General features: G+C 73.9%; 32 protein-coding genes and 1 pseudogene. 8 read left to right on the forward strand and 25 right to left on the reverse strand.

Annotated elements, in window-relative coordinates; all coding sequences use genetic code 11:
- Positions 1-3: 3 nt before the first annotated feature.
- Entirely contained in the window at positions 4-390 is a 387-nt protein-coding gene (locus tag ACK8OX_RS10420) for a Zn-ribbon domain-containing OB-fold protein (protein ID WP_430663975.1), read from the forward strand.
- 4 nt (positions 391-394) lie between these two features.
- On the opposite strand, the gene ACK8OX_RS10425 is transcribed toward ACK8OX_RS10420, so the two are convergent.
- The 7 genes from ACK8OX_RS10425 to rfaD form a co-directional block, all read right to left on the reverse strand.
- Positions 395-616: a hypothetical protein gene (locus ACK8OX_RS10425; protein ID WP_430663976.1), complete on the reverse strand. Its 222-nt coding sequence runs from the start codon at positions 614-616 to the stop codon at positions 395-397.
- A 111-nt stretch (positions 617-727) separates the two neighbouring features.
- Positions 728-1,660: a ribose-phosphate pyrophosphokinase gene (locus tag ACK8OX_RS10430; protein ID WP_430663978.1), complete on the reverse strand. Its 933-nt coding sequence runs from the start codon at positions 1,658-1,660 to the stop codon at positions 728-730.
- A 135-nt stretch (positions 1,661-1,795) separates the two neighbouring features.
- Positions 1,796-2,701 carry a hypothetical protein gene (locus ACK8OX_RS10435; protein WP_430663979.1) on the reverse strand — a complete coding sequence of 302 codons (906 nt, stop codon included), beginning with the start codon at positions 2,699-2,701 and terminating at the stop codon, positions 1,796-1,798.
- A 59-nt stretch (positions 2,702-2,760) separates the two neighbouring features.
- Entirely contained in the window at positions 2,761-3,531 is a 771-nt protein-coding gene (gene pgeF / locus ACK8OX_RS10440; RefSeq protein WP_430663980.1) for a peptidoglycan editing factor PgeF, read from the reverse strand.
- A complete protein-coding gene (locus ACK8OX_RS10445; protein ID WP_430664071.1) occupies positions 3,528-4,502 on the reverse strand; it encodes a class I SAM-dependent methyltransferase in 975 nt (324 codons plus the stop codon). The genes pgeF and ACK8OX_RS10445 overlap by 4 nt, the downstream gene beginning before the upstream one ends.
- 35 nt (positions 4,503-4,537) lie before the next feature.
- Positions 4,538-5,341 (reverse strand): prolipoprotein diacylglyceryl transferase, encoded by an 804-nt coding sequence (gene lgt, locus ACK8OX_RS10450; protein ID WP_430663981.1) that lies wholly within the window; start codon positions 5,339-5,341, stop codon positions 4,538-4,540.
- Positions 5,342-6,334 carry an ADP-glyceromanno-heptose 6-epimerase gene (gene rfaD, locus ACK8OX_RS10455; protein WP_430663982.1) on the reverse strand — a complete coding sequence of 331 codons (993 nt, stop codon included), beginning with the start codon at positions 6,332-6,334 and terminating at the stop codon, positions 5,342-5,344.
- A 137-nt stretch (positions 6,335-6,471) separates the two neighbouring features.
- Here rfaD and ACK8OX_RS10460 point away from each other — a divergent pair, with 137 nt between their 5' ends.
- The 5 genes from ACK8OX_RS10460 to ACK8OX_RS10480 all read left to right on the forward strand — a co-directional run bounded on the left by ACK8OX_RS10460 (position 6,472) and on the right by ACK8OX_RS10480 (position 9,557).
- Positions 6,472-6,807 carry an accessory factor UbiK family protein gene (locus ACK8OX_RS10460; protein WP_430663983.1) on the forward strand — a complete coding sequence of 112 codons (336 nt, stop codon included), beginning with the start codon at positions 6,472-6,474 and terminating at the stop codon, positions 6,805-6,807.
- A gap of 162 nt (positions 6,808-6,969) precedes the next feature.
- Positions 6,970-7,476, forward strand: coding sequence for a YbjN domain-containing protein (locus ACK8OX_RS10465; protein ID WP_430663984.1), 507 nt, complete (start codon positions 6,970-6,972; stop codon positions 7,474-7,476).
- Between the two features lie 87 nt (positions 7,477-7,563).
- Positions 7,564-8,364, forward strand: coding sequence for a pyrroline-5-carboxylate reductase (gene proC, locus ACK8OX_RS10470; protein WP_430663985.1), 801 nt, complete (start codon positions 7,564-7,566; stop codon positions 8,362-8,364).
- Positions 8,365-8,413: 49 nt separating this feature from the next.
- Complete coding sequence (locus ACK8OX_RS10475; RefSeq protein WP_430663987.1) at positions 8,414-9,058, forward strand: TetR family transcriptional regulator; 645 nt, start codon at positions 8,414-8,416, stop codon at positions 9,056-9,058.
- A 70-nt stretch (positions 9,059-9,128) separates the two neighbouring features.
- Entirely contained in the window at positions 9,129-9,557 is a 429-nt protein-coding gene (locus tag ACK8OX_RS10480; protein WP_430663988.1) for a phasin family protein, read from the forward strand.
- Between the two features lie 220 nt (positions 9,558-9,777).
- Here the strand turns inward: ACK8OX_RS10480 and ACK8OX_RS10485 are convergent, their stop codons facing one another.
- The 3 genes from ACK8OX_RS10485 to ACK8OX_RS10495 are packed head-to-tail and all read right to left on the reverse strand — an operon-like array spanning position 9,778 to position 12,432.
- Entirely contained in the window at positions 9,778-11,145 is a 1,368-nt protein-coding gene (locus ACK8OX_RS10485; RefSeq protein ID WP_430663989.1) for an ATP-binding protein, read from the reverse strand.
- A 13-nt stretch (positions 11,146-11,158) separates the two neighbouring features.
- The gene (locus ACK8OX_RS10490) at positions 11,159-11,863 is read right to left on the reverse strand and encodes a response regulator (RefSeq protein ID WP_430663990.1); all 705 of its coding nucleotides are present in this window, start codon (positions 11,861-11,863) and stop codon (positions 11,159-11,161) included.
- Entirely contained in the window at positions 11,860-12,432 is a 573-nt protein-coding gene (locus ACK8OX_RS10495; protein WP_430663991.1) for a MarR family winged helix-turn-helix transcriptional regulator, read from the reverse strand. Before ACK8OX_RS10495 ends, ACK8OX_RS10490 begins: the two co-directional genes overlap by 4 nt.
- A gap of 95 nt (positions 12,433-12,527) precedes the next feature.
- On the opposite strand from ACK8OX_RS10495, the pseudogene ACK8OX_RS10500 reads away from it, so the two are divergent.
- A pseudogene (locus ACK8OX_RS10500) lies at positions 12,528-12,908 on the forward strand (GNAT family N-acetyltransferase); the annotation flags it as partial.
- Positions 12,909-12,952: 44 nt separating this feature from the next.
- Here ACK8OX_RS10500 and ACK8OX_RS10505 read toward each other — a convergent pair.
- The 10 genes from ACK8OX_RS10505 to ACK8OX_RS10550 form a co-directional block, all read right to left on the reverse strand.
- Entirely contained in the window at positions 12,953-14,452 is a 1,500-nt protein-coding gene (locus tag ACK8OX_RS10505; RefSeq protein ID WP_430663992.1) for a hypothetical protein, read from the reverse strand.
- Positions 14,449-15,777, reverse strand: coding sequence for a hypothetical protein (locus ACK8OX_RS10510; RefSeq protein WP_430663993.1), 1,329 nt, complete (start codon positions 15,775-15,777; stop codon positions 14,449-14,451). Before ACK8OX_RS10510 ends, ACK8OX_RS10505 begins: the two co-directional genes overlap by 4 nt.
- 17 nt (positions 15,778-15,794) lie before the next feature.
- Positions 15,795-16,271, reverse strand: coding sequence for a molybdenum cofactor biosynthesis protein MoaE (locus ACK8OX_RS10515; RefSeq protein WP_430663994.1), 477 nt, complete (start codon positions 16,269-16,271; stop codon positions 15,795-15,797).
- A 1-nt stretch (position 16,272) separates the two neighbouring features.
- Positions 16,273-16,524, reverse strand: a complete 252-nt coding sequence (moaD, locus tag ACK8OX_RS10520) for a molybdopterin converting factor subunit 1 (RefSeq protein ID WP_430663995.1) — start codon at positions 16,522-16,524, stop codon at positions 16,273-16,275.
- A gap of 13 nt (positions 16,525-16,537) precedes the next feature.
- The gene (locus ACK8OX_RS10525; RefSeq protein ID WP_430663996.1) at positions 16,538-17,245 is read right to left on the reverse strand and encodes a hypothetical protein; all 708 of its coding nucleotides are present in this window, start codon (positions 17,243-17,245) and stop codon (positions 16,538-16,540) included.
- Positions 17,246-17,301: 56 nt separating this feature from the next.
- The gene (gene pgsA / locus ACK8OX_RS10530) at positions 17,302-17,937 is read right to left on the reverse strand and encodes a CDP-diacylglycerol--glycerol-3-phosphate 3-phosphatidyltransferase (RefSeq protein ID WP_430663997.1); all 636 of its coding nucleotides are present in this window, start codon (positions 17,935-17,937) and stop codon (positions 17,302-17,304) included.
- 114 nt (positions 17,938-18,051) lie between these two features.
- A complete protein-coding gene (locus ACK8OX_RS10535; RefSeq protein ID WP_430663998.1) occupies positions 18,052-18,630 on the reverse strand; it encodes a YqaA family protein in 579 nt (192 codons plus the stop codon).
- 66 nt (positions 18,631-18,696) lie between these two features.
- Complete coding sequence (uvrC, locus tag ACK8OX_RS10540) at positions 18,697-20,538, reverse strand: excinuclease ABC subunit UvrC (RefSeq protein WP_430664072.1); 1,842 nt, start codon at positions 20,536-20,538, stop codon at positions 18,697-18,699.
- Positions 20,539-20,911: 373 nt separating this feature from the next.
- Positions 20,912-21,304 (reverse strand): dihydroneopterin aldolase, encoded by a 393-nt coding sequence (locus tag ACK8OX_RS10545; protein WP_430663999.1) that lies wholly within the window; start codon positions 21,302-21,304, stop codon positions 20,912-20,914.
- Positions 21,301-22,077 carry an SDR family oxidoreductase gene (locus tag ACK8OX_RS10550; protein WP_430664000.1) on the reverse strand — a complete coding sequence of 259 codons (777 nt, stop codon included), beginning with the start codon at positions 22,075-22,077 and terminating at the stop codon, positions 21,301-21,303. Before ACK8OX_RS10550 ends, ACK8OX_RS10545 begins: the two co-directional genes overlap by 4 nt.
- 96 nt (positions 22,078-22,173) lie before the next feature.
- Between ACK8OX_RS10550 and ACK8OX_RS10555 the strand changes: the two genes are divergently transcribed.
- The gene (locus ACK8OX_RS10555; protein WP_430664001.1) at positions 22,174-22,581 is read left to right on the forward strand and encodes a hypothetical protein; all 408 of its coding nucleotides are present in this window, start codon (positions 22,174-22,176) and stop codon (positions 22,579-22,581) included.
- 3 nt (positions 22,582-22,584) lie between these two features.
- Here the strand turns inward: ACK8OX_RS10555 and ACK8OX_RS10560 are convergent, their stop codons facing one another.
- From ACK8OX_RS10560 to ACK8OX_RS10580, 5 genes are all read right to left on the reverse strand, one after another.
- Complete coding sequence (locus ACK8OX_RS10560) at positions 22,585-23,373, reverse strand: ABC transporter ATP-binding protein (RefSeq protein WP_430664003.1); 789 nt, start codon at positions 23,371-23,373, stop codon at positions 22,585-22,587.
- Positions 23,370-24,143, reverse strand: coding sequence for an ABC transporter permease (locus ACK8OX_RS10565; RefSeq protein ID WP_430664004.1), 774 nt, complete (start codon positions 24,141-24,143; stop codon positions 23,370-23,372). Before ACK8OX_RS10565 ends, ACK8OX_RS10560 begins: the two co-directional genes overlap by 4 nt.
- A 5-nt stretch (positions 24,144-24,148) precedes the next feature.
- The gene (locus ACK8OX_RS10570) at positions 24,149-25,111 is read right to left on the reverse strand and encodes an ABC transporter substrate-binding protein (protein WP_430664005.1); all 963 of its coding nucleotides are present in this window, start codon (positions 25,109-25,111) and stop codon (positions 24,149-24,151) included.
- Between the two features lie 72 nt (positions 25,112-25,183).
- Positions 25,184-25,723 carry an SRPBCC family protein gene (locus ACK8OX_RS10575; protein ID WP_430664006.1) on the reverse strand — a complete coding sequence of 180 codons (540 nt, stop codon included), beginning with the start codon at positions 25,721-25,723 and terminating at the stop codon, positions 25,184-25,186.
- Between the two features lie 56 nt (positions 25,724-25,779).
- Positions 25,780-26,025 (reverse strand): hypothetical protein, encoded by a 246-nt coding sequence (locus tag ACK8OX_RS10580; RefSeq protein WP_430664007.1) that lies wholly within the window; start codon positions 26,023-26,025, stop codon positions 25,780-25,782.
- Positions 26,026-26,031 lie beyond the last annotated feature (6 nt).

Raw genomic sequence — 26,031 nt, forward strand, 5'->3', positions numbered from 1 at the left:
GCGATGGCCGACCGCGTGATCCCCGCCCCGATCCCCGACCCGACGACGAAGCCCTTCTGGGACGCGGCGAGGGAGGGGCGGCTGATGCTCGGCCGCTGCCGCGACACGGGGCGGCACTTCTTCCCGCCCCGCGGCGTGTCGCCCTTCACGCTCTCCACCGAGGTCGACCTGGTGGAGGCGAGCGGCCGCGGCACGGTCTACAGCTTCAGCGTGATGCGCCTGGCGCAGCCCTATGCGCCCGCGATGGTGGAGCTGGAGGAGGGGCCGCGCATCTTCACCAACATCGTGGACTGCGACCTCGCCGCGATCCGCATCGGCATGAAGGTGCGCCTGGAATGGAGGCCAACGGAGGGCGACGGCCCGCCGGTGCCGATGTTCGCGCCGGCGTGACGCGTCAGCGCCGGCAGACCTCGCGCTCCACCAGCCGGTAGCGGACGCGGCCCCAGCGGTCGCGGAAGGGCACGCGGCGGGTCTCGATCCAGCAGCGCCGGCGGCGCCGCCGCCCGCCGCCATATTGGGCTTCCTCCCGGAATTCCTCCGCACCGGCCTCCGGCGCGGCGAATGCGGCGGCCAGCGCCCCGGCCAGGCCCGCGAGAAGGAAGCGACGTGGCTGCATCGATGCACCTCCCATCAGGACAGCACCCGCCCTGAACGCGCGGGGCTGGCGCCGGGCGGCATCCGTCCGGCGCGTTCCGCGGAACGTGTTGGCCCCGGTGCCGGCGCGGCCTCAGCAGAACAGGCTGCTGACGCTGCTCTCCTCGCTGATCCGCTTCATCGCCTCCGCGATCAGCGGCGCGATGGTCAGCTGCTTGATGTTGCGGCTGACGCGCACCGCCTCGGTCGCGAGGATGCTGTCGGTCACCACCATCGTCTCGATCGGCGCGGCGCCCACGCGAGCCACCGCGCCGCCCGAGAAGACGCCGTGCGTCACGTAGACGCTGGCCGACTTCGCGCCGTGCTTCAGCAGCGCCTCCGCCGCGTTGCACAGCGTTCCGCCGGAATCGACGATGTCGTCGACCAGGATGCAGTGCCGGCCCTCGACCTCGCCGATCACGTTCATCACCTCCGACACGCCCGCGCGCGGGCGGCGCTTGTCGATTATGGCGAGGTCGGTGTGGATGCGCGCCGCGATGGCGCGCGCGCGCACCACGCCGCCGACATCGGGGGACACCACCATCATCTCCCGCCCGGCGAAGCGTTCCTGGATGTCTCGCGAGAACAGAGGGGCGGCGAACAGGTTGTCGACGGGGATGTCGAAGAAGCCCTGGATCTGCGCGGCGTGCAGGTCCATCGTCAGCACCCGGTTGGCGCCGGCCGCGGTGATCAGGTTCGCCACCAGCTTGGCCGAGATCGGCGTGCGCGGGCCGGACTTCCGGTCCTGCCGGGCATAGCCGAAATAGGGGATCACCGCCGTGATGCGCCGCGCGCTGCCGCGCTTCAGCGCGTCCAGCATGATCAGCAGCTCCATCAGGTTGTCGTTGGCCGGGTAGGAGGTGGACTGCACCACGAACACGTCCTGGCCGCGGACGTTGTCGTGGATCTCGCAGAAGATCTCCATGTCCGCGAAGCGCCGGACGGAAGCCTGGGTGAGCGGGATGCCCAGCACCGACGCCACCGCCTCGGCGAGCGGGCGGTTGCTGTTGCAGGCGATGATCTTCATGCGGTGCGGACCCCGGGGAGGAGCGTGAAAGCGGCGTCCCGATAGCAACGTGACGTTATGGTGTCCATCGCGCCCGCCCATCCGCCCCGCTCCCCCGCCGCGGGGGAGGGTTGGGGAAGGGGCATGGCTGCCCCCCTATCGAGGCGCCGCCGCGGCCGGCGCCGCCGCCGGTCCCGCGAACCCCCCGGCATTCATCACCACGTCGCGGATGCCGCCCGAGGCCTCCTCGGCCACCACCAGCGCCACATCGGCCCAGAGCCCGTTGAGGCTGCCCGCCGGCACCTCGTTCAGCTGCAGCACGCGGCCAAGGTCCTGGCCGTCGCGGCGCGACACGGTCCAGACGATCTCCACCCGCTGCACCGCGCGGCTCGCCCCCGGTGCCATCGTGACCTGGCCGGAGACGGCGTATTGCGCGCCATCCGCCTGGTCCTGCACGGCGAAGCCGAAGCCCGCCAGGCGTTCGCGCATCCGCGCCGTCAGGCTGCGGTTGCCGTCCCCCGGCGCGCCGCGCACCGGGATCAGGCGCAGCACGGGCGGGCCGCTGCCGGTCGCCCTTTCGTCCCCCGTGCGGCGCTGCGCGTCGATGCGGGCCAGCAGCGTCGCCAGGTTCGGCGCGGCCTCGGCGGCGGCGCGGCGCAGCACCGCCTCGCCCCCCTCCGCCCAGTCCCGCGCCGCCACCGGCCGGCCCACCAGCATTCCCAGCGCCTGCCCATCGGCGTCCCGCAGGGCATAGCGCGGCACCACATTGCCGCCCTCCCGCTCCGCCGCCAGCAGCAGGCGCCAGTCCAGCGGCAGCGCCTCGCCGCTCACCGCCGGGATCTCCTGCCCGGCCAGCGCCTCGGCCACGGCGCGCGACAGCGTCTCGGCATCGCCGTCGGTCAGCAGCACCCCCGCCCCGGGCATCACGGCCACGCGGTAGCCAGGCGGCCGCGCCAGCCGGCGCGCGACCTCCCCCGGGCGGCCGCGGAAGGGCTGGGGCAGCGGCCCGCAGGCGGCCAGCGCCAGCGGCGCGGCCAGGAAGGCGCGCCTAGAGAAGGACACAGGACACCATCATCGCCAGCACGATCATGAGGCAGAACATGATGAGGTAGGGCATCGCGTCATCCCGCGGGCAGGGCGATGGCGGAAAGCTGGTGACCGATCGGCCCGCCGCCGGACAGTGTTCTGCGGCGGTGGCTGAAGAACCGCGCCTCCTCCGCCAGCGTGTCGATGCCGAGCGCGGCCGCCTGCCCGGCGCCGGCGGCTTCCAGACGAGCCAGGCAGTAGCCCGGGAGGTCGAACTGCCAGTGCCCCTCGCGCCCGCCCGGCGCGAAGAAGCGGGCATGCCCGGCGCCGCCGGCCAGCACGGCGTCGCGCAGGTCCGGCCCCACCTCGTAGCTCGCCTGCGCGATGCAGGGTCCGACCACCGCGGCGATGCGGCCCCGCCGGGCGCCGAGGCGCTCCATCGCGTCGAGCGTCGCCTCCAGCACGCCGGCCACCGCGCCGCGCCAGCCGGCATGGGCCGCGCCGATCACCCCGGCCCCGGCATCGGCGAACAGCACCGGCGCGCAATCGGCCGTGACGATGCCGAGCGCGGTGCCCGGGCGGTCGGTCACCATCGCATCCGCCTCGGGCCGCGCCTCATCGGCCCAGGGGGTGCGCGCATCCGCCACCGCCTGGCCATGCACCTGCAACAGCCCGAGCAGGGCATCGGGCCAGAGGCCGAGCGCCGCCGCGGCCCGCGCGCGGTTCTTCCGCACCGCCTCCGGGTCGTCGCGGCTGGAGAGCGAGCAGTTGAGGCTGGCGAAGGGTCCGGAGGAGACGCCGCCCTGCCGCGTGAAGAAGCCATGCGGCAGCGGCAGCGACCCGGCGGTGAGCATCACGGCGCTCATGCGGTCTCGAATCCCGGAGGCGGTCCGAGGCGGTGATCGCAGAGCGCGAGGGCCTTGAACAGCCGCCCCATGCCCTCCGGCGCCACCAGCCGCTCCGCGCCCGACAGGATCTCCCCGGCCAGGCGCGGGCGGGACCGGGCCAGCATCGCCGCCCGCGTGACCAGGCCGAGCCGCTGCAGCACCAGCCCCTGCGGCAGCGGCCCGTGCGCGGCCGCCCCGCCGGCCTGGGCGGCGGCGGCGATGGCGGCGAAGTCCACATGCGCGGTCAGGTCGCGCGTGCCGGGTTCGGCCAGGGGGTCGAGCCCGGCCCGGTGCCGCGCCACCGCCTGCAGGCTCTCGCCGAAGGCGGGGGCGGCATGGCCGTAATCCACCAGCAGCGCCGCGCCGCCCCCCGCCGCAAGCCGCGCGCCGAGCGCGGCGGCCCAGGCGAGGGAGGGCTCCGACACCTCCTTCACGGCGCCGTCCGGCGCATCGGCAGGCAGGGAAGGGGCATCGGCGGCCGGCAATTCGACAAAGGCGCCGTCCCGGACATGGCGTTCCACCCAGTCTCCGCCGCGGCGGACGAACTGCCGGACGGGCAGGGCGTCCAGGAATTCGTTGGCGACCAGCAGCAGCGGCCCGCCGGGCAGGGTCGAGAGGTCGTCGTGCCAAGTGGCGTCCGGCACCAGCCGCGCCTGCACCGCCCGCAGCGCCGGCGATGCCTCGACCAGATGCACCCGCAGCGCGGCGCGGAAGGCGGGCGCCACCTCGGCCGCCGCCCGCAGCGCATCGGCCATCAGCGTGCCGCGCCCGGGGCCGCATTCGACCAGCAGCACCGGGTCAGGGCGGCCCATCCTCTCCCACGTCACCGCGCACCACAGGCCGATCACCTCGCCGAAGGCCTGGGAGATCTCGGGCGCCGTGGTGAAGTCCCCGCCGCGGCCGAAGGGGCTTTCGGGCCGCGCGTAATAGGCCGCGACGGCGCGCGCCATGAAGCGGTCCAGCCGCTCCGCCCCGTCCCCCGCCGTCACGCGGCCGCCGGCCGCGCGCGGGCCCGGGCGATCAGCCACAGCCCCGCCGCCAGCATCGGCAGCGACAGGACCTGCCCCATGGTGATGCCCGGCAGCAGGAAGCCGAGATGCGCGTCGGGCTGGCGGAACAGCTCGCCGATCATCCGCGCCACCGCGTAGCCTGCCAGGAACGTGCCCGTGACGATCCCCGGCCGCGCGCGGATGGACGGCACGCGCACCAGCCATTGCAGCAGGGCGAACAGCGCCAGCCCCTCCATCGCCGCCTGGTAGAGCTGGCTCGGGTGCCGCGGCTCCGGCCCGCCGGTGGGGAAGACCATGGCCCAGGGCATGTCGGTGACGCGGCCCCACAACTCGCCGTTCACGAAATTCGCGACCCGGCCGAGGAACAGCCCGATCGGCGCGACGGCCGCCACGCGGTCGCCGAAGGCGAGGGGGTCAATGCGCTGGCTGCGGCAGAACCACCAGGCGGCGACGATCACGCCCAGCATCCCGCCATGGAAGGACATGCCGCCCTGCCAGACGAACAGCGCCTCCCACGGCTGCATCAGGTAGTGGCCGGGGCGGTAGAACAGCACGTAGCCCAGCCGCCCGCCGAGGATGATGCCGAGCGTGGCCCAGGTGACGAAGTCGTCCACCTGCGCCTTCGTGGCGGCGACCGGCGGCAGCGCCGCCAGCCGCTTCGCCAGCCACCAGCCCAGCACGATGCCGAGGATGTAGGCCAGCGCGTACCAGCGGAGCGCGAAGGGCCCGATCTCGACCAGCACCGGGTCGATGGCGGGGAAGGCGATGACGGGCAGCATTCAGCGATGCGCGTCGGGCTGCATCAGGAAGTCGCGGACATAACGCCCGACGCCCTCCTCGAGCGGGGTCGTCGGCGCGTCGAACCCGGCCGCCCGCAGGCGGTCCAGCGGCGCTTCCGTGAAATACTGGTAGCGGCCGCGCAGGTCGGCCGGCATGTCCACGAACTCGATCGCTTCCGGCCGGCCCATGGCGGCGAACATCGCGCGCAGGAGGTCGAGGAAGCTGCGCGCCCGGCCGGAGCCGACATTGAACAGCCCGCTCACGCCGGGGTTGTCGAGCAGCCACAGCATCACGGCCACGCAGTCGTCCACATGCACGAAGTCCCGCTTCTGCTCCCCGTCGCCGATGCCCGGCCGGTCGGAGCGGAACAGGCGGGCCGGGCCGCCGGCCGCCGCCTCGTGGAACTTGTGGAACACCACGCTGGCCATGCGGCCCTTGTGGTACTCGTTCGGGCCGTAGACGTTGAAGAAGCGCAGCCCCGCCCATTGCGGCGGCGCCGGCACGCCGCGCGCCAGCATGTCCGCCACGCGCCGGTCGAAGGCGAGCTTCGACCAGCCATAGAGGTTGAGCGGACGCAGCGCGCGCAGCGCGTCGGCCGACATGTCGTCCGCGAAGCCCTGCGCGCCGTCGCCATAGGTGGCGGCGGAGGAGGCGTAGATAAGCGGCACGCCGCGTTCCGCGCAGGCGGCCCAGAGCCAGAGGGGAAGCGTCAGGTTGGTCGCCGCCACCAGGTCGCCGTCGGTCGCCGTCGTGGCGCTGATGGCGCCGAGGTGGAACACGGCCTCGATCTCGTCCGTCTCGATCCAGAAATCCTCGATCTCCTCGGGCGGCAGGATGCCCGCGATCGGGTGCTTGGCGACGTTGCGCCACTTCTCCCGCCCGGGCGTGCCTTCCCGCAGGCGGTCGACCACCATCACCTCCGCCCCGCGGTCACAGAGCGCGGCGACGAGATTGGACCCGATGAAACCGGCGCCGCCGGTGACAAGATACATCGGCGGTTGTTCCCCGAGGCGTGGCTGACCCGGGCCGCGCATTCATCCCGCGGCCGGCCCGGGGTATAGGCCGCGGCATCACGGAGGGACAAGCTGCCCGGACCGGGCGGCCCCCCTTTCCACGAAGGAGTATCGACATGGTGAGCGGCACGGGCGGCGACGGCGGGGGCACGGGCGGGCGCGGCGGCCCGCGCGGCATCTTCGAGGACCTGGCCGGGGTGGCGGGCGGCGCCTTCTCCGTCCTTGCCGGCGCACGCTCCGAGATGGAGGCGATGGCCCGCGCGCAGATCGAGGGCATGGTCCAGCGCCTCGAACTGGTCCGGCGCGAGGACCTGGACGCCACGCTGGAAGTCGCGCGCCGCGCCCGCGAACAGGCCGAGGCGCTGGCGCAGCGCGTGGCGGAGCTGGAGGCGCGGGTCGCCGCGCTGGAAGCCCCGCGCGAGGACGGCCCGGACGCCGAGCCCGGGGCGTAGAGCGGGCGCGGGGGCATTCGTCCACAACTCTTTGGAGAGAACGGCAACCCCGGAGCTTGCGGTCGCGTTTCGCGGCTGCGTAATCTACAGGTGGTGGCGATTCGGGGGGCTTGCCCCAATACCTCGACGCCACCGACCTGTTCGGGCGAAGGAGGTGCCGCGATGTCCGCCTATCTCGGCTTCGACGAACGCGACCGTTCCGCCAACCCCCTCGACGTGCTGGAACAGATCGTCACGGCCAACGAATGGGTCTTCGACCGCCGCTCGGACGCCGAGATGGCGGCCGAGGCGCCGGGGAAGTGGTGCGACTACGCGCTGTATTTCTCCTGGTCGCACGAGATCAGCGCCATGCATTTCTCCTGCGCCTTCGACCTCAAGGTGCCGCAAGGCCGGCGGGACAAGCTGTTCGAACTGCTGGCCCTGGCGAACGAGAAGCTGTGGATCGGCCATTTCGGCCTCGATTCCGACGACGGCGTGCCGGTGTTCCGCCATTCCGTCCTGCTGCGCGGCGCGCCCGGCGCCTCGGCCGAAAGCCTCGAGGACATGGTGGACATCGCGCTGACGGAGTGCGAGCGCTTCTTCCCGGCCTTCCAGTTCGTGCTCTGGGGCGGCAAGCCACCGGCCGAGGCGCTGCAGGCGGCCATGCTGGACTGCGTGGGCGAGGCATAGGGCGCGCCCCTTCCCTCTCCCTCCCGCGGCGCGCCCGGCATGGCGCCGCGGTTGCCAAGCGCGCAGCGCCCGGCGACGCTGCGCGGCATGACCGAGACCCTTCCCCCCCTCCTCCTCGTCGGCTGCGGCAAGATGGGCGGCGCGATGCTCGCGGGCTGGCGCGAACGCGGGCTTTCGCAGGCGATCGCGGTGGACCCGCACCTGCCCGAGGCCCCACCCGGCGTCACCCTGCTGCGCGACGCGGCGGCCATCCCCGCTGGCTTCGCCCCGGCCGCCGTGATCCTTGCGACCAAGCCGCAGGAAGCGGCTGCGACGCTGCCGCTCTACGCGCGCTTCGCCGGGACGGCTGTCTTCGTGTCCGTCATGGCCGGCCGCACCATCGCCGGGATGGGCGCGCTGCTCGGGCCGGACGCCGCCATCATCCGCGCCATGCCGAACACCCCGGCGGCGGTGCGGCAGGGCTTCACGGTCGCCTGCGCCGGGGCCGGCGTCTCCGCCGCGCAGCGCGCGCTGGCCGATTCGCTGCTGGCCGCCACCGGCGAGACGGCCTGGGTCGAGGATGAGGGGCTGATCGACCCCGTCACCGCCGTCTCGGGCGGCGGCCCCGCCTATGTCTTCCTGCTGGCCGAGGTGATGGAGGCCGCGGCGCGCGAACAGGGCATCCCGGCCGACCTCGCCCGCCGGATGGCGCGCGCGACTGTCGCCGGATCGGGCGCGCTGCTGGGGGCGAGCGCGGAGGACGCGGCGCAACTGCGGAAGAACGTCACCAGCCCCAAGGGCACGACCGAACGCGCGCTGGCGGTGCTGATGGCGGAGGGCGCGCTGCCCGCCCTGATGTCGCGGGCCATCGCGGCCGCCACGGCGCGGTCGCGCGAACTGGCGGGCTGACGGCATTTTGCCCATTGGCGCGCGGCCCGGCCGCCCCCACCCTTGGGCCATGTACACCGACGCCGACGCCCCGCTGATCGACGCCCTCTGGTCCACCGTCGCCGCCCATGGCTGGCGCGGGGTGACGCCGGGGCGGCTCGCCGCCGCCTCCGGCCTGCCCGCGCGGGAGATCGTGGAGCGGTTCCCGAACCGGCTCGACCTGCTCCGCCTGCACGCCGAGGCGGTGGAGCAGGCGGTGGCGGCGGGCACCGTTCCCAACCAGGGCGGCACGCCGCGCGACCGGCTGTTCGACGTGCTGATGCGCGGCGTCGATGCCCTGCAGCCGCACCGCGCGGGGATGCTGCGCGTCATGCGGGAGATGCGGGGCGACCCCGTGCTGGCGCTCGCCTATGCCCCGGTGCTGCGCTGGAGCATGGCGCGCATGCTGGACGCGGCGGAGCTGGACAGCGCCGGCGCGGCCGGGGCGGCGCGGGCCACCGGGCTGATCGGCGTGTGGCTGGCGACGCTGCGCGCCTGGGAAGGGGATGAGGGCCAGGATCTCGGCCCCACCATGGCGGCGCTGGACCGCGCGCTGGACCGGGCGGAACAGCTGGCCCGCAGCCTTGGCATCCGGCCGGGGGACCTGGCCCTGCCGGCCGACGATGCCCTGCCGCCCGAAGCCCCCCCGGCCGCGCCGCCGCCCCCGATGCCGTGATCGACCTCCGCGCTTCTGCCCCGGAGGGACGCGGGCTAGCATGGGCGGACAGGCAGGGGAGAGCTGCGCGATGTCCGACCGCTTCGGCATGAAGCCCGACGATATGATGAAGATGCTGGCGGAGTTCCGCCTGCCCGCCATGCCCGACCTCGAAGGGCTGGCCCAGGCGCAGCGCCGCAACCTCGAGGCGCTGTCCGCCGCGAACCGCATCGCGCTCGAAGGCGCGCAGGCGGTGGCGCGGCGCCACATGGAGATCGTCCAGTCCGCCATGGGCGAGATGACGGAGGCGATCCGCACCATGACCGGCGCCGAGAGCCCGCAGGAACGCGCGACCCGCCAGGCGGAACTGCTGAAGGCGGGCTACGAGCGCGCCGTGGCGAACATGAAGGAGGTCGCCGACCTCATCCAGAAGTCGAACGCCGAGGCGCTCGGCTTGCTGAACAAGCGCTTCGCCGAGGCGATGGACGAGGTGAAGTCCATGGCGGGCAAGGGCGGCTGAGCCGCCGCCCGCCCCGCGCCGGTCGCACCGCCCTGCGTGGATGGTGATCCGATGGCGGCGGGCGAAGCCCCCCGAGCCGCCGGATGGCGGCCGGCGCAGCCGGCCGAGCGCCCGAATGGGTGCCGCCGCAAATGCGGCGAGCCAAGCCGGCGCATGCCGGCGCCCGGCGGTCGAGGGCATGGAAAAGCAGACGACCGGTCATCGAAGATGACCGGCCGCATCACACCGGCAGCCTGACACGCGCGCGCAGGCCGCCGAGGGGGCTGTCCTCCAGCACGATGTCGCCGCCATGCGCGCGCGCGATGTCCCGCGCGATGGCGAGGCCGAGCCCCGTGCCGCCGGCCGACAGGGTGGCGAAGGGGCGGAACGCCTCCTCCCGCTGGGCGGCGGGGATGCCGGGGCCGTCGTCGTCCACCGTCACCTGCGCCCAGCCGCGGGGCGCGCCGCGGCCGGACAGGCCCGCCTCGCCGCGCGGCACCTCCGCCACCGCGACCGCGATGCGCCGCGCATGCTTGCGCGCATTGTCGAGCAGGTTGGCCAGGCAGCGCCGCAGCGCATCGGCCCGCAGCGGCAGCACCAGCGCCGCCGGCGCCTCCACCGCCACCTCCGCCCCGTCGCGCCGCGTCTTCTGCGCGACCTCCCGCACCAGCGCGGCCAGGTCGGCCGGGCGGGTCTGTTCCTGTCCCTCGCCGCGGGCGAAGGCGAGATAGGCGGCGACCATCCGCTCCATCTCCTCCACATCCTCGACCAGGGCGGCGATGTCGGGTTCCTCCTCCTCGGTCCGCGGCAGCACGGCGAGGGCGAGGCGCATGCGGGTGAGGGGGGTGCGCAGGTCGTGGCTGATGCCGGCCAGCATCTCCGTCCGCTGGCCCACGAAGCGGCGGATGCGTTCCTGCATGCGGTTGAAGGCCGTCGCCGCCTGCCGCACCTCGGCCGCGCCTTCCGGCTTGATCGGGCCGATGTCGCGGCCGAGGCCGAAGGCCTCCGCCGCGCCGGCCAGACGCCGGATCGCGCGCACCTGGTTCTTCATGAACAGCGCCGCCACCGCGAAAAGCAGCAGCGTGGAGCCCACCAGCCAGATGACGAACAGGTAGAGCGTCCCGGTGAACAGCCGCTTGCGCGGGGCCTCGGCATGCAGCACGCCGCCCGGCAGCTGGACGCGGATGATGACGCTGCGCGGGTCGCTCACCCAGTCCGCGTCGAAGGGGCGGCGGACGCGTTCCGTCATCGCGTTGGCCAGGTCCTCCTCCAGCGGCAGGAGCGGCAGGCTCGCGCTGCGTTCCGGCGTGGGGCCGAGCGTCGCCCCCTCCTCGAAGGCCAGCGTCATGTCGAGCCGCCAGGCGGTCTCGCGGAACAGCCAGGCGCGGGTCTCGGGCGAGGGGTCGCGCGACAGGACCTCGATCACGAAGCCAAGCTCCCCCGCCACGCCCCCCGCCAGCCGGCGGGAGATGACGTCGAGGTGCCCGCCGTAGAACAGCTGCAGCGCCACCCCCTGGAGGATCAGCAGCGGCAGCAGGATGATCAGCAGCGCCCGGCCCAGCAGGCCGCGCGGGACCATCGCGCGGAAGCTCCGCTCCAGCGGGCTCATCCGCCGCGCCCCGTCATATCCCCGGCCTCAGCACGTAGCCGCGGTGGCGCACGGTCTGCACGAAGCGCGGCTCGCGCGGGTCGGGCTCGATCTTGCGGCGCAGCCGCGTCACCTGCACGTCGATCGCGCGTTCCCCGGCCTCGGGCGTGCCGAGGGCGGCGGCGATCTCCTCCCGGCTCAGGATCTCGTTGGGGCGGGTGGACAGCGCCATCAGCAGCGCCGTCTCGCCGCCCGTCAGGCGGATGACGCCCTCCGGCCCGCGCAGCTCCGCGCGCTGCGTGTCGAACCAGCGGCTGCCGAGCTGCACGGGCGCGTGCGGCGGCTCGGCCAGGGGCGGGGGCGCGGCGCGGCGCAGGATGGTGCGGATGCGCAGCGCCAGCTCCCGCGGGTCGAACGGCTTGCCGAGATAGTCGTCGACGCCGATCTCGAACCCCGCCACGCGTTCATCCGGCGCGCCGCGCGCGGTCAGCATCAGGATCGGCACCTCCTGCCCCTCCCGCCGCAGGCTCTCCGTCAGCTCGAGCCCGCTCTCCCCCGGCATCATCACGTCGAGCACGACGAGGTCGAAGGCGACGGAGGCGAGGGCGTGGCGGGCGGCCGCGGCATCGGCCGCGGCTGTCACGCGGAAGCCCTGCTCGGCCAGGAAGCGCTGCAGCAGGGCGCGCAGCCGCGCGTCGTCGTCCACCACCAGGACATGCGGCGCGTCCGCCCCGCTCATCGCGGTTCGTCCCCGCCGCCCGGGATGCCCTCCAGCCGGTCGAGCGCGGCGCGCGCCTCGGCGCCCATGAGGCCGCGCATGACGCGGCGGAAGCCCTCCACCGCCTGCGGCCCGGCCTCCCGGTAGGCGCGGATCACCGTCTCCCGCTGGCGGTCGAACAGCTGGCGCTCCAGCGCGGCGCCCTTGGCGGTCAGCGACAGCAGACGCTGCCGGCGGTCCTGCCGCCCGGGAGCCTGGGTGACGTGGCCCTGCTCCACCAGCGGCGTCAGCACGCGGCCGAGCGACTGCTTGGTGATGCCGAGGATGCCCAGCAGTTCCCCCACCGTGATCCCCGGGCGGCGGCCGACGAAATGCAGCACGCGGTGATGCGCGCGGCCCATGTCCATCTCGGCCAGCATCGCATCCGGCCCGGCGGTGAAGTCGCGATAGCCGAAGAACAGCAGGTCCTGCGCCAGGCGCAGCTCCTCCTCCCGCAGGAAGAGCAGGTTGCGCCCGGCGGCGGGGGAGGGCGGCGCGCCCTGTCCCGGTGCCTGCGCCGCCAGGCCGGGATTGCGTTCGCGCTCGTTCATCGATGGGGCAGCATTGTTGGCCAGTTCCTTCCCCGACACAAAACCGGGCCGATCGCGTGGCGTCCCGCCCGAGGATATAGGACAGTGTCGAGACGATGCGTAGCGAGGAGGGTGGCGGCGTGGCGCTTCGGCTCCGATCGGCACGGGTGACGGATATCGGCGCCGTGACGGCGCTGCATGTCGCCTCCTGGCGGGACGCCTATCGCGGCGTGCTCGACCCCGGCTTCCTCGCCGGCCCGGTGGAAGGGGTGCTCGGCGCCCACTGGCAGGGGGTTCTGTCGGCGCGGCGCCGGCCGGGGCTGGTCATCCTGGCCACCGCCGGGCGCGAGGTGGCAGGCTTCGTCGCCGCGCTGCGCGAGGGCGGGCGGTGCCATGTGGAGAACCTGCATGTCCGCCCCGGGATGCGCAACGCGGGCATCGGCCGCGCCCTGCTGGGCTTCGCGGCGGCCCGGATGGCGGACCAGGGGGCGGTGGAGGCGGATCTCTGGGTCTTCGCGCAGAATGCCGGGGCGCTGCGCTTCTACGCCGCGCTCGGCGCCGAGCTGGGGCCGGAGACGCCGCGGGACAGCTTCGGCCAGATGGTGGCGGAACGGCAGGCGCGGTGGCCCGCGATCGGCATGCTGGTCGCCGCCTGCGCCGCCCCGCCGCCGCGACCGCGATCCGTGCCGGCCGACGCCTCCGCCGCGCCGCCCGGCTGACCCGGCCGTCCGCGGCAGTCCGGCAGCAGGACGAGGGCCACGGCCAGCGGCAGCAGCCAGGCGATCCGCGCCTGGTAGCGGTGATGCGGCTTGGACAGCGCCCCCGCCACCGCCGCATTGCCCAGCAGCGCCGCCAGCGCGAACACCAGCAGCGCCGCCCGCCGCGCATCGCGCGCCCGCGCCGCCCGCCACAGCAGCGCGAACGCGGCCAGGACCGACGCCGCCAGCACCGGCAGGTGCGGCAGCAGGAAGGGCGCGGCGCGGTCCGGCAGGACGCCCCGCATCTGCGCCCCCGCATCGAAGGCGGCCAGTTCGCGGGCCGGGAAATGCGCCGCGACCGGCCGCCGCGCGGAGGCGGCCAGATGCGTGTCCGCCAGCGTGTCGCCCACGCGGGTGAGAAGCAGCTGCGCCACCGCGTTGGACAGCGCGGCCTGCGCCACCTCCAGCGGATGCGCCCGCAGCGTCGCGGCCACGATGGCCGCGGCTTCCTCCGCGCCGCGCATCCCGCCCATCGGGCGGGGGGAGCCATCGGCTTCCCGGTTCAGCGGGCTCCCGCCGTCCCAGAGGAACTCGTCGCTGTCCATCGGCAGCGACCCGGTGAAGGCGCAGAGATGCCAGCCCGCCTCCGGGCAGCGCGCGCGCAGCAGCACGGCCGCCGGGCCGTCTGCCTGCAGGCGCGCCAGCAGGAAGGTCGCGCCATGCGGCGACAGCACCGCGCGGCTGAAGCCCGCCAGGTTGCTGCCCAACAGGAACAGCACCGCCAGCAGCACCGGCAGGGCCGCGCGCAGCACCGGCCCCGGGCGCCGCGCCAGCAGCGCCGCCAGCACCACCAGCCCCAGCGCCACTGGCAGGTGCGACAGATGCGCCGCCACCGCCAGCGCGCCCAGCGCGGTGACCCAGGCGGCCTCGGCCCGCGACAGCCGCCCGAAGGCCAGCAGGAACAGGCAGAGCGGCGCCATCGCCGTCAGCGCATCCGGCATCAGCGTGGACAGGAACCAGGGCGCCGAGGTCAGCGCCGCAAGCCCGGCGCAGAGCCCGAGATGCCAGGCGGCCGAGGCGCCGCCCCGCAGCGCCCGCTGCGCCAGCCAGACCAGGTGCGACGCCGCCAGCCCCTGCGCCGCCATCGGCGGCCAGAGCGACAGGCGCCAGTGGAACAGGTGCAGGGCGGGGCCGTAGGCCTGCGTCTTGTCCCAGGGCGGCTCGCCGGTCGTGGTGTGCAGCAGGTAGGAGACGGTATCGATGAAGACGAGCGGATAGCCGTTCAGCGCCGCCGGCCAGACCAGCAGCGCCGCCCCTGCGAGGATGGCGGCCGCCGCCCTCATCGCCGGCGCGGCGCGAGCGCGAGCGCGGCCACCACCGGCACCAGCCACAGGATCCGCGCCTCGTAGCGGAGATGCGGCTTGGACAGCGCGCCAGTGGCGAAGGCGTTGGCGGAGACGCCCACCAGAACGCCGAGCACGAGGCCGAGCCGCCGCGCCTCCCCCGCCCGCGCCGCCCGCCACCAGGCCAGCAGGGCCAGCGCGGCGCCGGCCAGCAGCACCGGCGCGTGCGGCCACAGGAAGGGCGCCACCGCCCCCGCCAGCTCGCCACGGGGCTGGAGCGCGGCGTCGTAGGCGGCGAGTTCGCGCGCGGGGAAACCCTCCGCGATGCGGGGCCTCACCGCCGCCGCCAGGTGGTCCGCCACCAGCGTGTCGCCCGCCGTCGCCATGCCGAGCTGCGAGAGGGTGTTGCGGAGCATCGCCGCCGCGACCTCCAGCGGGCGCACCCGCAGCGTCTCCCCCACGATGGCGCCGGCCTCGGCCGAGAGCAGCGCGCCGCCGAGGAAGCGCGGCGTGCCGTCGGGCGCTCGGTTCACCGGGCTGTCCGGGGCCCAGAGGAAGGCGTCGCTGTCCATCGGCAGGCGGTCGGCGAAGGCGCAGAGATACCAGCCGGCAGCCGGGCAGCGGTCGCGGATCACCGCCGCGGCGGGCCCATCGGCCTGCAGCCGCGCCAGCGCGAAGGTCGCCCCGTGCGGCGACAGCGCCGCGCGCCCATGCCCCCACAGATTCGTCACGACCAGCAGCAGCACGGCCAGTGCGACGGGCAGCGCCGCCCGCAGCACCGGCCCCGGGCGCCGCGCCAGCAGTGCCGCCAGCGCCACCACCGCCGCGGCGAGCGGCAGGTGCGACAGGTGCGACGCGATGCCGACGGTGCCAAGCGCCACCAGCCCCGCCGCCTCGGCGCGGGACAGCGCATCGCGCGCGAAGGCCAGCAGCAGCAGCGCCAGTAGCACCGCCGGGGCGAAGACGTCGGGCATCAGCAGCGCCACCGTGAAGGGCGCCGTGGTCAGCGCCGCCGCGCCCGCGCAGGCCAGCAGGTGAAGCCCCGGCGCCGCCGCGCCGCGAAGCGCGCGCTGCACCAGCCACAGCAGCCAGGAGATCGCGAGCCCCTGCGCCAGCGCCGGGCCCCACAGCGTGATCCGCCCGTGGAAGGCATGCAGCAGCGGGCCGTAGACATGCGGCTTGTCCCAGATGACCAGCGGCCCGAGCGTCTGGTGCAGGAAGGCGCCCGTGTCGCTGAACAGCAGCGGGTAGCCGTTGAGGAAGGCGGGCCACAGCAGCAGCATGGCGCCGGCCGGGATGGCGAGCCAGCGGCCGGCCCGGGCCAAGGCGGCCCGCGGCATGGTTATGGCGTGGCCGCCGGCCGGTGCGCCCAGCGGGCGGCGGCCTCGTCGTCCTCGGCCTTCGCCTCGACCCAGCGTGTCCGCCCGTCGGCGAATTCCTCCTGCTTCCAGAAGGGGGCGCGGGTCTTCAGCCAGTCGATCAGGAAGGCGCAGCTTTCCAGCGCCGCCAGGCGGTGCGCGCTGGCGGTCAGCACCAGCACGATCGGGTCGCCGGGCACCAGCCGGCCATGGCGATGGATGACCGTGCAGCCGGTCAGCGGCCACCGGGCGCAGGCTTCCTCCGCGATGCGCCCGATCGCGCGGGCGGTCATGCCGGGGTAGTGCTCCAGCACCATGGCCGACAGCCCGTCATCGCCGCGGCAGATGCCGACGAAACTGGCCAGCCCGCCGACATCGGTGCGCCCGGCAGCGAGCAGCGCGGCCTCCGCGCCGAGGTCGAAGGGCGCTTCCTGCACGCGCACGGTCGGCGTCGCCGCCATGTCAGCCCCCGGTCACCGGCGGGAAGAACGCGACCTCGTCGCCCGCGCCCACCGGGTGGTCGGGCGGCGCGAAATCCTGGTTCACCGCGGCGCGGATCTGGCGCGGGTCGGCGAAGGCGGCGGCATGGGCCGGCCCGCGGGTCGCCAGCCAGGCGACCAGGCCCGCCACGTCGCGCACCTCGGCCGGCGGGGAGACCTCCTCCTCCGCCACCCCGACGCGCTGGCGCACCCAGGCGAAGTAGAGAAGCTTCATCCGGCCGGCCGGGTCAGTTCGGCACGACGCGCGTGCTGGTGCGCCCGTCCGGGCCGACCCAGGTCTCGACATTGCCGTCGCGGATCACCGCGCCGCCGCCGAGGCCGGGCTGGGTGAAGCCCTGAACCCGCGGCGTGCCGCCGGTGCCGATCGCAGGGCGGCCGGTCGGGTCGACCAGCGGCTGCCCCGGCCGCGGCGCGGCCGCGCCGGCGGAGGCGGAAGGCGGCGGCAGCACGGGGCTGCCGGGCGGCTGGGTCAGCGGCAGAGGCTCGGACGGCGCACCGGCGGTGCCCCGGCTGCGGCCGCGCCGCGCCGGCTCGCCCGGCGTCGCGACCGGCGAGGTGGCGGGCGGCGCCCCCTCGATGAGGGAGGGGGTGTAGGACGGGATGTTCCGCATCGCCTCGTCCGGGCCGGACATCAGGGTCGGGCGGGGGGCCTCGGTCACCGGCCAGACATTGCCGGGCTCGGGCGTCAGCGGTTCCACCTCCGGATTGCCGCCGCGGATGCGCTGCACGGTGAGCGCATCGGAGGTGACGATGTTGCGCGGGCCCATGAAGGGGCTCCACATGCTGTCGAGGCTGGAGCCGAGGCCCTGTCCGACCGAGGAGAAGTCGACCGGGCCCGCGCACCCGCCGGCCAGCAGCGCCACCGCCAGCCACGGGCTGCGGCGGACCAGCATGCGCGCCGGACGGGATTCGGTCGGGCGTTGGGTGGCGGCCATGGTGGCTCCTGGTCTGCGTCGTGTCGTCCGGAAGATGCGCCGCGGGCCGCAAAGCCTCAAGAGCGCAACGGGCTGCGCGCCCGCTCCGGCGCCGGGGGTGGCGGGGCGGGGGGTGGGGCGTCCCGCGCCCCGACATGGCGCAGCCCCGCCTGCAGGTAGTCCCACCCCGTCACCAGGGTCAGCGCCGCAGCGGTCCAGAGCATCAGTTCCCCGATCAGCGACACCGGCAGGAAGGACAGCCCCAGCACGCGCGCCCCGGAATCGCCCGCGAGCAGGGTGCCGAGCGCGCCCATCTGGAAGCCGGTCTTCCACTTGGCCAGCCGCGTCACCGGCAGCCCGACCGACAGCCCCGCCAGGTATTCCCGCAGGCCAGAGACCAGGATCTCCCTCAGGAGGATCACGATGGCCGGGAACAGGCCGAAATCCGTCAGCCGCCCCATCCCCGCCAGCAGCATCAGCGCAGCGCCGACCAGCAGCTTGTCCGCGATCGGGTCGAGCATCCTGCCGAGATCGCTGATCTGCTGGCGCTGGCGGGCCAGCTTGCCGTCGAAGTAGTCGGTGATGGCGGCGGCCGAGAAGACCGCGCAGGCCGCGACATCCGCCCAGGGGTCGCGCAGCGCGCAGGCCACCACCAGCAGCGGGATGGCGGCGATGCGCGACAGCGTCAGCAGGTTGGGCAGGTCGGTTGGCATGCGGACCTCCCTCTAGCAGAAGGGGACGCCCCGGGCGAGGCGCGAGGCGAGGGGGTGCTCACGAAGCGCGGCGCCCGGCAGGGGCGGGCCGCCCGCGGCGGGGGGGTGCCACCGTCAGATGTAGCGCAGCGCCAGGACCCCCAGGACGAGCAGCGCCGCGACCGCGCTGGTGACCAGGATGAGCCGCCTTTCGATGAAGTCGCGCACGCCCGGGCCGAAGCGGCGGATCAGGGCCGCCAGCAGGAAGAAGCGGGCGCCGCGCGTGACCAGGCTGGTCAGCAGGAAGGTGGCGAAGTCCATCTTCGCCGCGCCGGCGGCGATGGTGACGATCTTGTAGGGGATGGGCGTCAGCCCCTTCACCAGGATCACCGCCGCGCCCCATCGCTGGAACCACTCCTCGAAGCGCGCCAGCGCCCCGGCATGGCCGTAGGCGGTCAGCACCGGCTCGGCCAGCGCCTCGAACAGGAAATAGCCGATGACGTAGCCGAGCACGCCGCCCAGGACCGAGGTGACGGTGCAGATCGCCGCCAGCCGCCAGGCCCAGTCCGGCCGGGCCATCGCCATCGGCACCAGCATCGCGTCCGGCGGGACCGGGAAGACGCTGCTTTCCGCGAAGCTGACGGCGCCGAGCCAGAACCTGGCGCGCGGGTGACCCGCGAGATCCATCACGCGGGCATAGAGGGAATGGAGCAAGGGGAATGTCTCGGCAGGAAGGCGCCCAGGATGCCCCGCCTCCGTGGCGGAGGCGAGGCGGCGCCCTCACCCCTCGGTCGGGTGGAAATGCCCGTAGATCTTCCGCGCCGCCGCCCGGCCGATGCCCGGCGCCTTCTCCAGGTCCTCCAGCCCGGCGTTGCGCACCCCGCGGGCCGAGCCGAAATGGTTCAGCAGCTTGCGCTTGAGCGCGGTGCCGACGCCGGGGATGTCGTCCAGCTCGCTCCGCGTCAGCGCCTTCGACCGGCCTGCGCGGTGGGAGGCGATGGCGAAGCGGTGCGCCTCGTCCCGCAGGCGCTGGAGGTAGTACAGCACCGCGTCGCGGGGCGGCAGCTGGAAGGGCGCCTTGCCGGTCTGGTGGAACCATTCGCGCCCTGCGTCGCGGTCCGGGCCCTTCGCGATGGCGACCAGCGGGATGTCGTGCAGCCCCATCTCGTTCAGGATGTCGCGTGCGGCGGAAAGCTGGCCCTGGCCGCCATCGATCAGCACCAGGTCGGGCCAGCCATCCGTCTCGCGCTCCGGGTCCTCCTTCAGTGCGCGGCCGAAGCGGCGTTCGAAGACCTCGCGCATCATCGCGAAGTCGTCGCCGGGCCTGGCGTCGCGGATGGCGTATTTGCGGTAGTGCTGCTTCAGGAAGCCGGCGGGGCCGGCCACCACCATCACGCCATAGGCGTTGGTGCCCATGATGTGGCTGTTGTCGTAGACCTCGACCCGTTCCGGGCTGTCGGGCAGGTCGAACAGGCGGGCGACGCCGGCCAGCAGCTCGGACTGCGCGGCGCCTTCGGCCATGCGGCGCTCGATCGCCTCGCGCGCGTTGGTCTGGGCGTGCTCCAGCACGGCGCGCTTGTCGCCGCGCTGGGGGCGGTGGATATCCACCTTGCGCCCGGCCTTGAGGGTGAGCGCCTCGGCCAGCACCTCCGCCTCCTCCGGGTCGTGGCTGACGAGGACGAGCGGCGGCGGCGGCAGGTCGTCGTAGAGCTGCGCGAGGAAGGCGGACAGCACTTCCCCGGGCGGCTGTTCGGACTTGGCGTGGGACAGGAAGAAGGGGCGGTTGCCGTTGTTGCGGCCGCCGCGGAAGAAGAAGACCTGCACGCAGGACTGGCCCGCCATCTGGTGCAGCGCCACCACATCCGCGTCGCCCACGCCGTCGAGGTTGATGCGGTCGCGCCCCTGCACATGCGTGAGCCCCCGGATGCGGTCGCGGATCGCGGCCGCACGCTCGAATTCGAGGTTTCCGGCCGCCTCCTCCATCTCCTTCGCGAGCCGCCGCTGGATCGAGGGCGTGCCGCCGGACAGGAACTCCTTCGCCTCGCGCACCAGCTCGGCGTAGTCGTCCTTCGCGATGCGCTCGACGCAGGGGGCGGAGCAGCGCTTGATCTGGTGCAGCAGGCAGGGGCGCGCGCGCTGGTCGAAGACCGTGTCGCGGCAGCTTCGCAGCAGGAAGACGCGCTGCAGCGCCGTCAGCGTCTGGTTCACCGCCCAGGCGGAGGCGAAGGGGCCCCAGTAGCTCGCGCCCTTGCGGCGTTCGCCGCGGTGCTTGGTGATCTGCGGATAGGGATGGTCCTCGGTCAGGACCAGCCAGGGATACGACTTGTCGTCGCGCAGGACGATGTTGTAGCGCGGCCGCAGGCGCTTGATGAGGTTCGCTTCCAGCAGCAGCGCCTCCGCCTCGCTGCCGGTGGTGACGATTTCCATCCGCCGCGTTTCGTGCACCATGCGGCGCAGGCGTTCGGGCAGGCGGGCGACCTGCGTATATGTCACCACGCGCCGCTTCAGGCTGCGCGCCTTGCCGACATAGAGCGCATCACCCTTTGCATCGAGCATACGATAGACGCCGGGCGTCAGCGGCAGCGTCGCGACCACCTCCTCGATGACCCGCACGCCCTGCATGACAGGTGGGGCAGCGTCGTCGTCCAGGATGGGCTCGGCGGGGGGCGTCGGGGGGGGCGGGGGCGTGCCGTTCATCATCGCCCGATATGGCGACGACCGGGCCCGGGGCGAAGCGCCGATGCGCCCGTGGTTCTCCACCGATCCTGTGGACAACTATGTGGATGGAGGGGTTCCGGATGCCCCGGAATGGCGGTCATCTGCCATTCACACGTCCCTGCCCAGGAAATAGGCACTTTTTCCAAGTTATTGAAATCATTGGAGATTGAATCTGCGAAGCCTCTCTCCTGCTCGTCAAGACCATCTTCCCTCTTGACGTCGCGCCGCGATCTCCTGGTTTCGTGATCGCGGTGGAAAACAGTTGCGACGAACCGTTTCACCTGCGGCGGCGCTCCACCGTCACGCCCACGCTTTCCACGTCGGAGAAGGCTTCCGGCTTCTCCACCGTGACGCGGGCGCGCTCCACCCGCCCGTCCTCGAGCGCGGCGAGCGCGACGCGTTCGGCCAGCGTCTCCACCAGCAGCACATGCCCCTCGGCGACCGTGGCGCGCGCCACCTCGACCAGGCGCGCGTAATCGACCACGCGGCGGAAATCGTCCGGGCCCACATCGGCCGGCGCCGCGTCGTCGCGCACCACCAGCTCGACGCCGAGGCGGATGCGCTGCGGACCCGCCCTCTCATGCGGGTGGATGCCGAGCCGCGCCATCAGCTCCAGCCCGCGCACGAATACCAGCCGCAACCCGCGGTCCGCATCCGGCAGGTAGGTCATTCCGCGATCTCCCGCGCGCCGCCCGATGGCGCCCATTGCAGGTGCTGCCCGCCGTCGAGCGCGATCATCTGCCCCGTCATCGACGGCAGCGACAGGATCATCGTCAGCGCGCGCGCCACCTCCTCGGGCGAGGTGCCGCGCCGCAGAGGGACGGAGCGGCACTGCGCCTCGAACTGCGCGGCGGTCTGGCGCGGCGAGGGCAGCGCGGGGCCGGGGCCGATGCCGTTCACCCGGATGCGGGGCGCGAGCGCGAGTGCCAGCGTCTGCGTCAGCGTCCAGAGCGCCGCCTTCGAGACGGTGTAGGACACGAAATGCGGCGTCAGCGACCAGACCCGTTCGTCCAGCAGGTTCACCACCACGCCTTCGGCCGTGGCGGGCAGCGCCTTCGCCATCGCCTGCGCCAGCACGAAGGGCGCGCGCAGGTTGGGCTCCAGGTGCATGTCCCAGCTTTCCCGCGTCGCGTCGTGCCATTCGTCGCGTTCGAAGGTGGAGGCGTTGTTGACCAGCACGCCGACCGGGCCGAGCGCCGCTTCGGCCTGCGGCACCAGCGCCGCCACCTCCGCCTCCCGCGCCAGGTCGGCGGGCAGCGCCAGGGCGCGGCGACCGGTCGCGCGGATGGCGCCGGCCGTGGCCTCGGCCTCGGCCGCGGAGGCGCCGTAGTGGATCGTGACGTCGAATCCGGCTTCGGCGAGGGCCAGCGCCATGGCGCGGCCAAGGCGCTTCGCGCCTCCGGTGACGAAGGCGTGGCGTGGGATCGTGGGGGGGATGGACATGCGGGCGCGGGGATAGCGCGCATGGAGGCGCCTGACCACCGGTTGACCCGCCGCGCTGCATCCCCGCAGGGTGCCCGCGGCAGGCAGGGGGCGGCGATGCGGGCGGCGATGTTGGTGGTGGCGATGCTGGCGGCCGGGCCGGCCGTGGCGCAGGGGCTTGGGCTTCCGGGGCTCGGCGGCGGCCAGGGGCAGGGCCAGGGCCAGGCGCCGGGCGGCGGGCTGGGCGGCGCGATGGGCGGGATGCTCGGCGGGGGCGGGGCTGGGGGCGCCGCCGCCGCGCTGCAGGGCGCCTTCGGCCAGCAGACGCCGGAGCAGCGGCGCGCCTTCTGCACCCGCGTCGCCGGCGCCGCGCGGGGCTGCGGCCTGACGCTCGATCCGACGGCGCTTGGCGCCTGCCTCGTCCGCAGCCTGCCGGCGGAGGATTCGGCGCGGGTCGCGCGGGTGGCGAATGCCGCGCGGGGCAACCCGATCGCGCTGCTCGGCGAATGCGGGATCGGCGGGTAGCGCCTACCCGGCCGCGGCCTTGCGGACCTCCTCGCGGATCTCGCCCATCAGCCGCGCCTTCAGCGCCGCGAAGTCCGGCGTGGTCTTCACCGTCCAGTCGCGCGGATAGGGCAGGGGCACCGCGACCTCGGCCTTGATGCGGCCGGGGCGGGCGGACATCACCAGCACGCGGCTGGCGAGGAACACCGCCTCGTCGATGTCGTGGGTCACGAACAGCACCGTCTTGCGGTCCGCCTCCCAGATCTCCAGCAGCAGTTCCTGCATCAGCTCCCGCGTCTGGTGGTCGAGCGCGCCGAAGGGTTCGTCGAGCAGCAGGATCTCGGGGTCGTTGGCCAGCGCGCGGGCCAGCGCGCAGCGCTGCTGCATCCCGCCCGAGAGCTGCCGCGGCCAGTGGTTCTCGAACCCGCGCAGGCCGGTGCGGGCGATGAAGCGGGCGGCGGTCGCGCGCTGCTCCGCCTCTGCCACCCCGCGTTCGCGCAGGCCGAAGCGGATGTTCTGCTCGACCGTCAGCCAGGGGAACAGCGTGTAGGACTGGAACACCATTCCCCGGTCGGGCCCCGGCCCCGCGATGGGCGCGGCGTCCAGGGACAGCGCGCCGGCCGTCGGCCGGTCCAGCCCCGCGACGATGCGCAGCAGCGTGGACTTGCCGCAGCCCGACGGGCCGAGGATGGCCACGAACTCGCCAGGGGCGACGGTAAGGTCGGTGGGCTGGAGCGCGAGCGTCGGCCCCGCCTGGCGGGTGGCGGGGAAGGTGCGCGTCACCCCCGCGATGCGCAGCGTCTTGCCGCTCACAGCACGGCCCAGGGGAACAGGCGGCGGTTCAGCGCCTTGAACAGGAAGTCCGTCACCAGCCCGATCACGCCGATGGTCACGATGCCGAAGATCATCTGCCCGGTGTCCAGCAGGCGCTGGCTGTCCATGATCATGTGGCCGATGCCGGACTGCGCGCCGATCAGCTCCGCCACGATCACGTAGGTCCAGGCCCAGCCGAGCACGAGGCGCAGCGTCTCCGCGATCTGCGGCGCCGCCGCCGGCACGATGACGCGCGCGACGATCCCGCGCCGCCCCGCGCCGAGCGTGGTCGCGGCTTCCACCAGGTCCATCCGCGTCGCGCCCGCGGTGACGGCCACCATGATGACCACCTGGAAGAAGCTGCCGATGAAGATGACCGCGAGCTTCTGCGCCTCCCCCACCCCCGCCCAGAGGATCAGCAGCGGGATGAAGGCGGATGCCGGCAGGTAGCGCGCGAAGGAGATGAAGGGCTCGAAGAACGCCTCCACCGGCTTGAAGGCGCCCATCGCGAGGCCGAGCGGCACGCCGATCGCCGCCGCGATCAGGAAGCCGCCCACCACGCGGAACACCGTGACGCTGATGTCGTGCAGGAAACCGTATTCCGTGAACAGCGCCACCCCCGCCGCCAGCGTCCGCCCGGGCGAGGCGAGGAACAGCGGCGGCACCAGGCCGCCATAGGACAGCAGCGCCCAGAAGCCGACGAACAGCACGAAGAAGCCGGCGCCCAGGACCACCCGGGCACCGGCGGAGACGGGGACGAGAGGCCGCAAGCGGGTCAGCCCATCGCGCGCAGGAAGCGGTCGTCGAACAGGCGGGAGACGTCGACATCCTGCCGCAGCACCCCGCTCTCCCGCTGGACGGTGTGCGCCTTGCGGGTGAATTCCGGCAGCCCGGCCGCCACGTAGTCGCGGTTCTTCGCGAGGTCGAGCCATTCGATGTACTGTGCCGAATCGCGGAACTGCTCGGCGGTCTGGCGGGTGCGGTTGCCCATGATCTCCCACGACCGCATCGGCTCGCGCGCGATCATCTCGACCGCGTCGAACCAGCTTTTCACCACGCGGCGCACCGCTTCGGCGTTGCGCTCGATGAAGGCGGGCTGGAAGGCGAGCGTGTCGACGACGCAGGCATGGTCGTTGGTGGTCGCCAGGATGCGGCCGCGATCCGCCCCCATCTGCCGCACCTGCGACAGGTAGGGCTCATAGGTCGAGGCGGCGTCGAACTGCCCGGCGACGAAGGCCTGCGCCGCGGGCTGGGGTGCCAGCGTCGCGGTCTGCACGTCGCGGATGCTCATCCCGTTCTCGCGCAGCATGTAGGCCAGCACGAAATAGGGCGTGGTCCCCGCGCCATCCACCGCCACCGTCTTGCCGCGCAGGTCGGACCAGCCGCGGATCGCCGGCCGCACCGCGATGCCGTCCCCCCCGCGCGAGCGGTCGAGCACCAGCACCTGCGTCAGCGGGATGGACGCCGCCCACTGGATCATCGTGTCGACCGTGGTGACGACGCAGTTCAGCGCGCCCGAGGCGAGCGCCAGGTTGCGTTCGCGCTGCGGCACGAAGCGGGTTTCCACATCCAGCCCGTTGGCGCGGAACAGCCCCGCATTCTCCGCCAGCGTCAGCGGCGCGAAGCCGGTCCAGCCGGACATGCCGATGGTGATCTTCGGGAAGCTGCCCTGCGCCCGCGTGACGGCCGGCAAGGCGAGTGCCCCGGCCGTGGCGGCCAGGAGAGTGCGGCGGTCCATGGAGTGCTCCCTTGCAAGGCTCCTGCAACGAAGCGTAACCGCCTGCGGCCGCCGCGCAAGCTTCGTGTCGCGTCAGGTGGTCTCCGGGTTCTGCGTGGCGGAGGTCCCGTAGGCCCGGCTGTCGCGCAGCGCCGCGCGGTCGGGGTGCGACCCGGTCCCGCCGGAGACGAGGTCCACCGCCTGCGTCCCGCCCTCGCACAGCATCTTCACCGCGGCGAGGCTGGCGCGCAGCGCGGCATCGGCATCCAGCGCGGGGTCGCCCGTCCAGGCCGCCAGCGCCTCCGGCCGGTCGGCGCTGCGGGCAAGGCGCAGCACCATCTCCACCGCCGCGGCGCCGCCTTCCTCCTCCACGCGCACATCCCCCGCGCAGCCGACGCCGGATGCCGAGGCCCAGGACAGGGTGCGCCCGTCGATGTCCGCGTTGAAGCGGGCATGCGCGACCACCCCCTTGGCGCCGACCCCGCCGCCGATCGCGCGGATGCGGTCGCCCTCCTCGCGGAAGGCCTCCCGGAAGCTCGGCTGCCAGCGCGGCAGGTTGGTGGGATTGGCGAGGAAGGCGAAGACCTCCGTCGCCGGTGCCTGCACCGTGATCCGCGCGCGATGTTCCGCCATGTCGTGCTGCCCCTGCTGGTCCGGGGGGGCGAACGCCGCGCGCGGGCCGGTGTTCCTTACCTGCGGCCGTTGCCGCCGGTCAGCGCGCCCACCGCCGCGCCGCCCGCGCCGCCGATCAGCGCCCCGGTCACCGCCGAGCCGCCGGTCAGCACGCCCACCGCCGCGCCCCCCGCGGCGCCAATCGCGCCGCCCGACAGGGCGCGCTGCTGCGTGCGGCTCATCCCCTCGCAGGCCGCAAGCGGCAACAGGATGGCCGCGGCGAGGGCGAGGCGGCCGAGGAAGCGGGTGGGGATGTTATGCATGGCGAT

The organism is Falsiroseomonas sp. CW058, assembly GCF_050563535.1.
In the GTDB taxonomy this organism is placed as follows: domain Bacteria; phylum Pseudomonadota; class Alphaproteobacteria; order Acetobacterales; family Acetobacteraceae; genus Falsiroseomonas.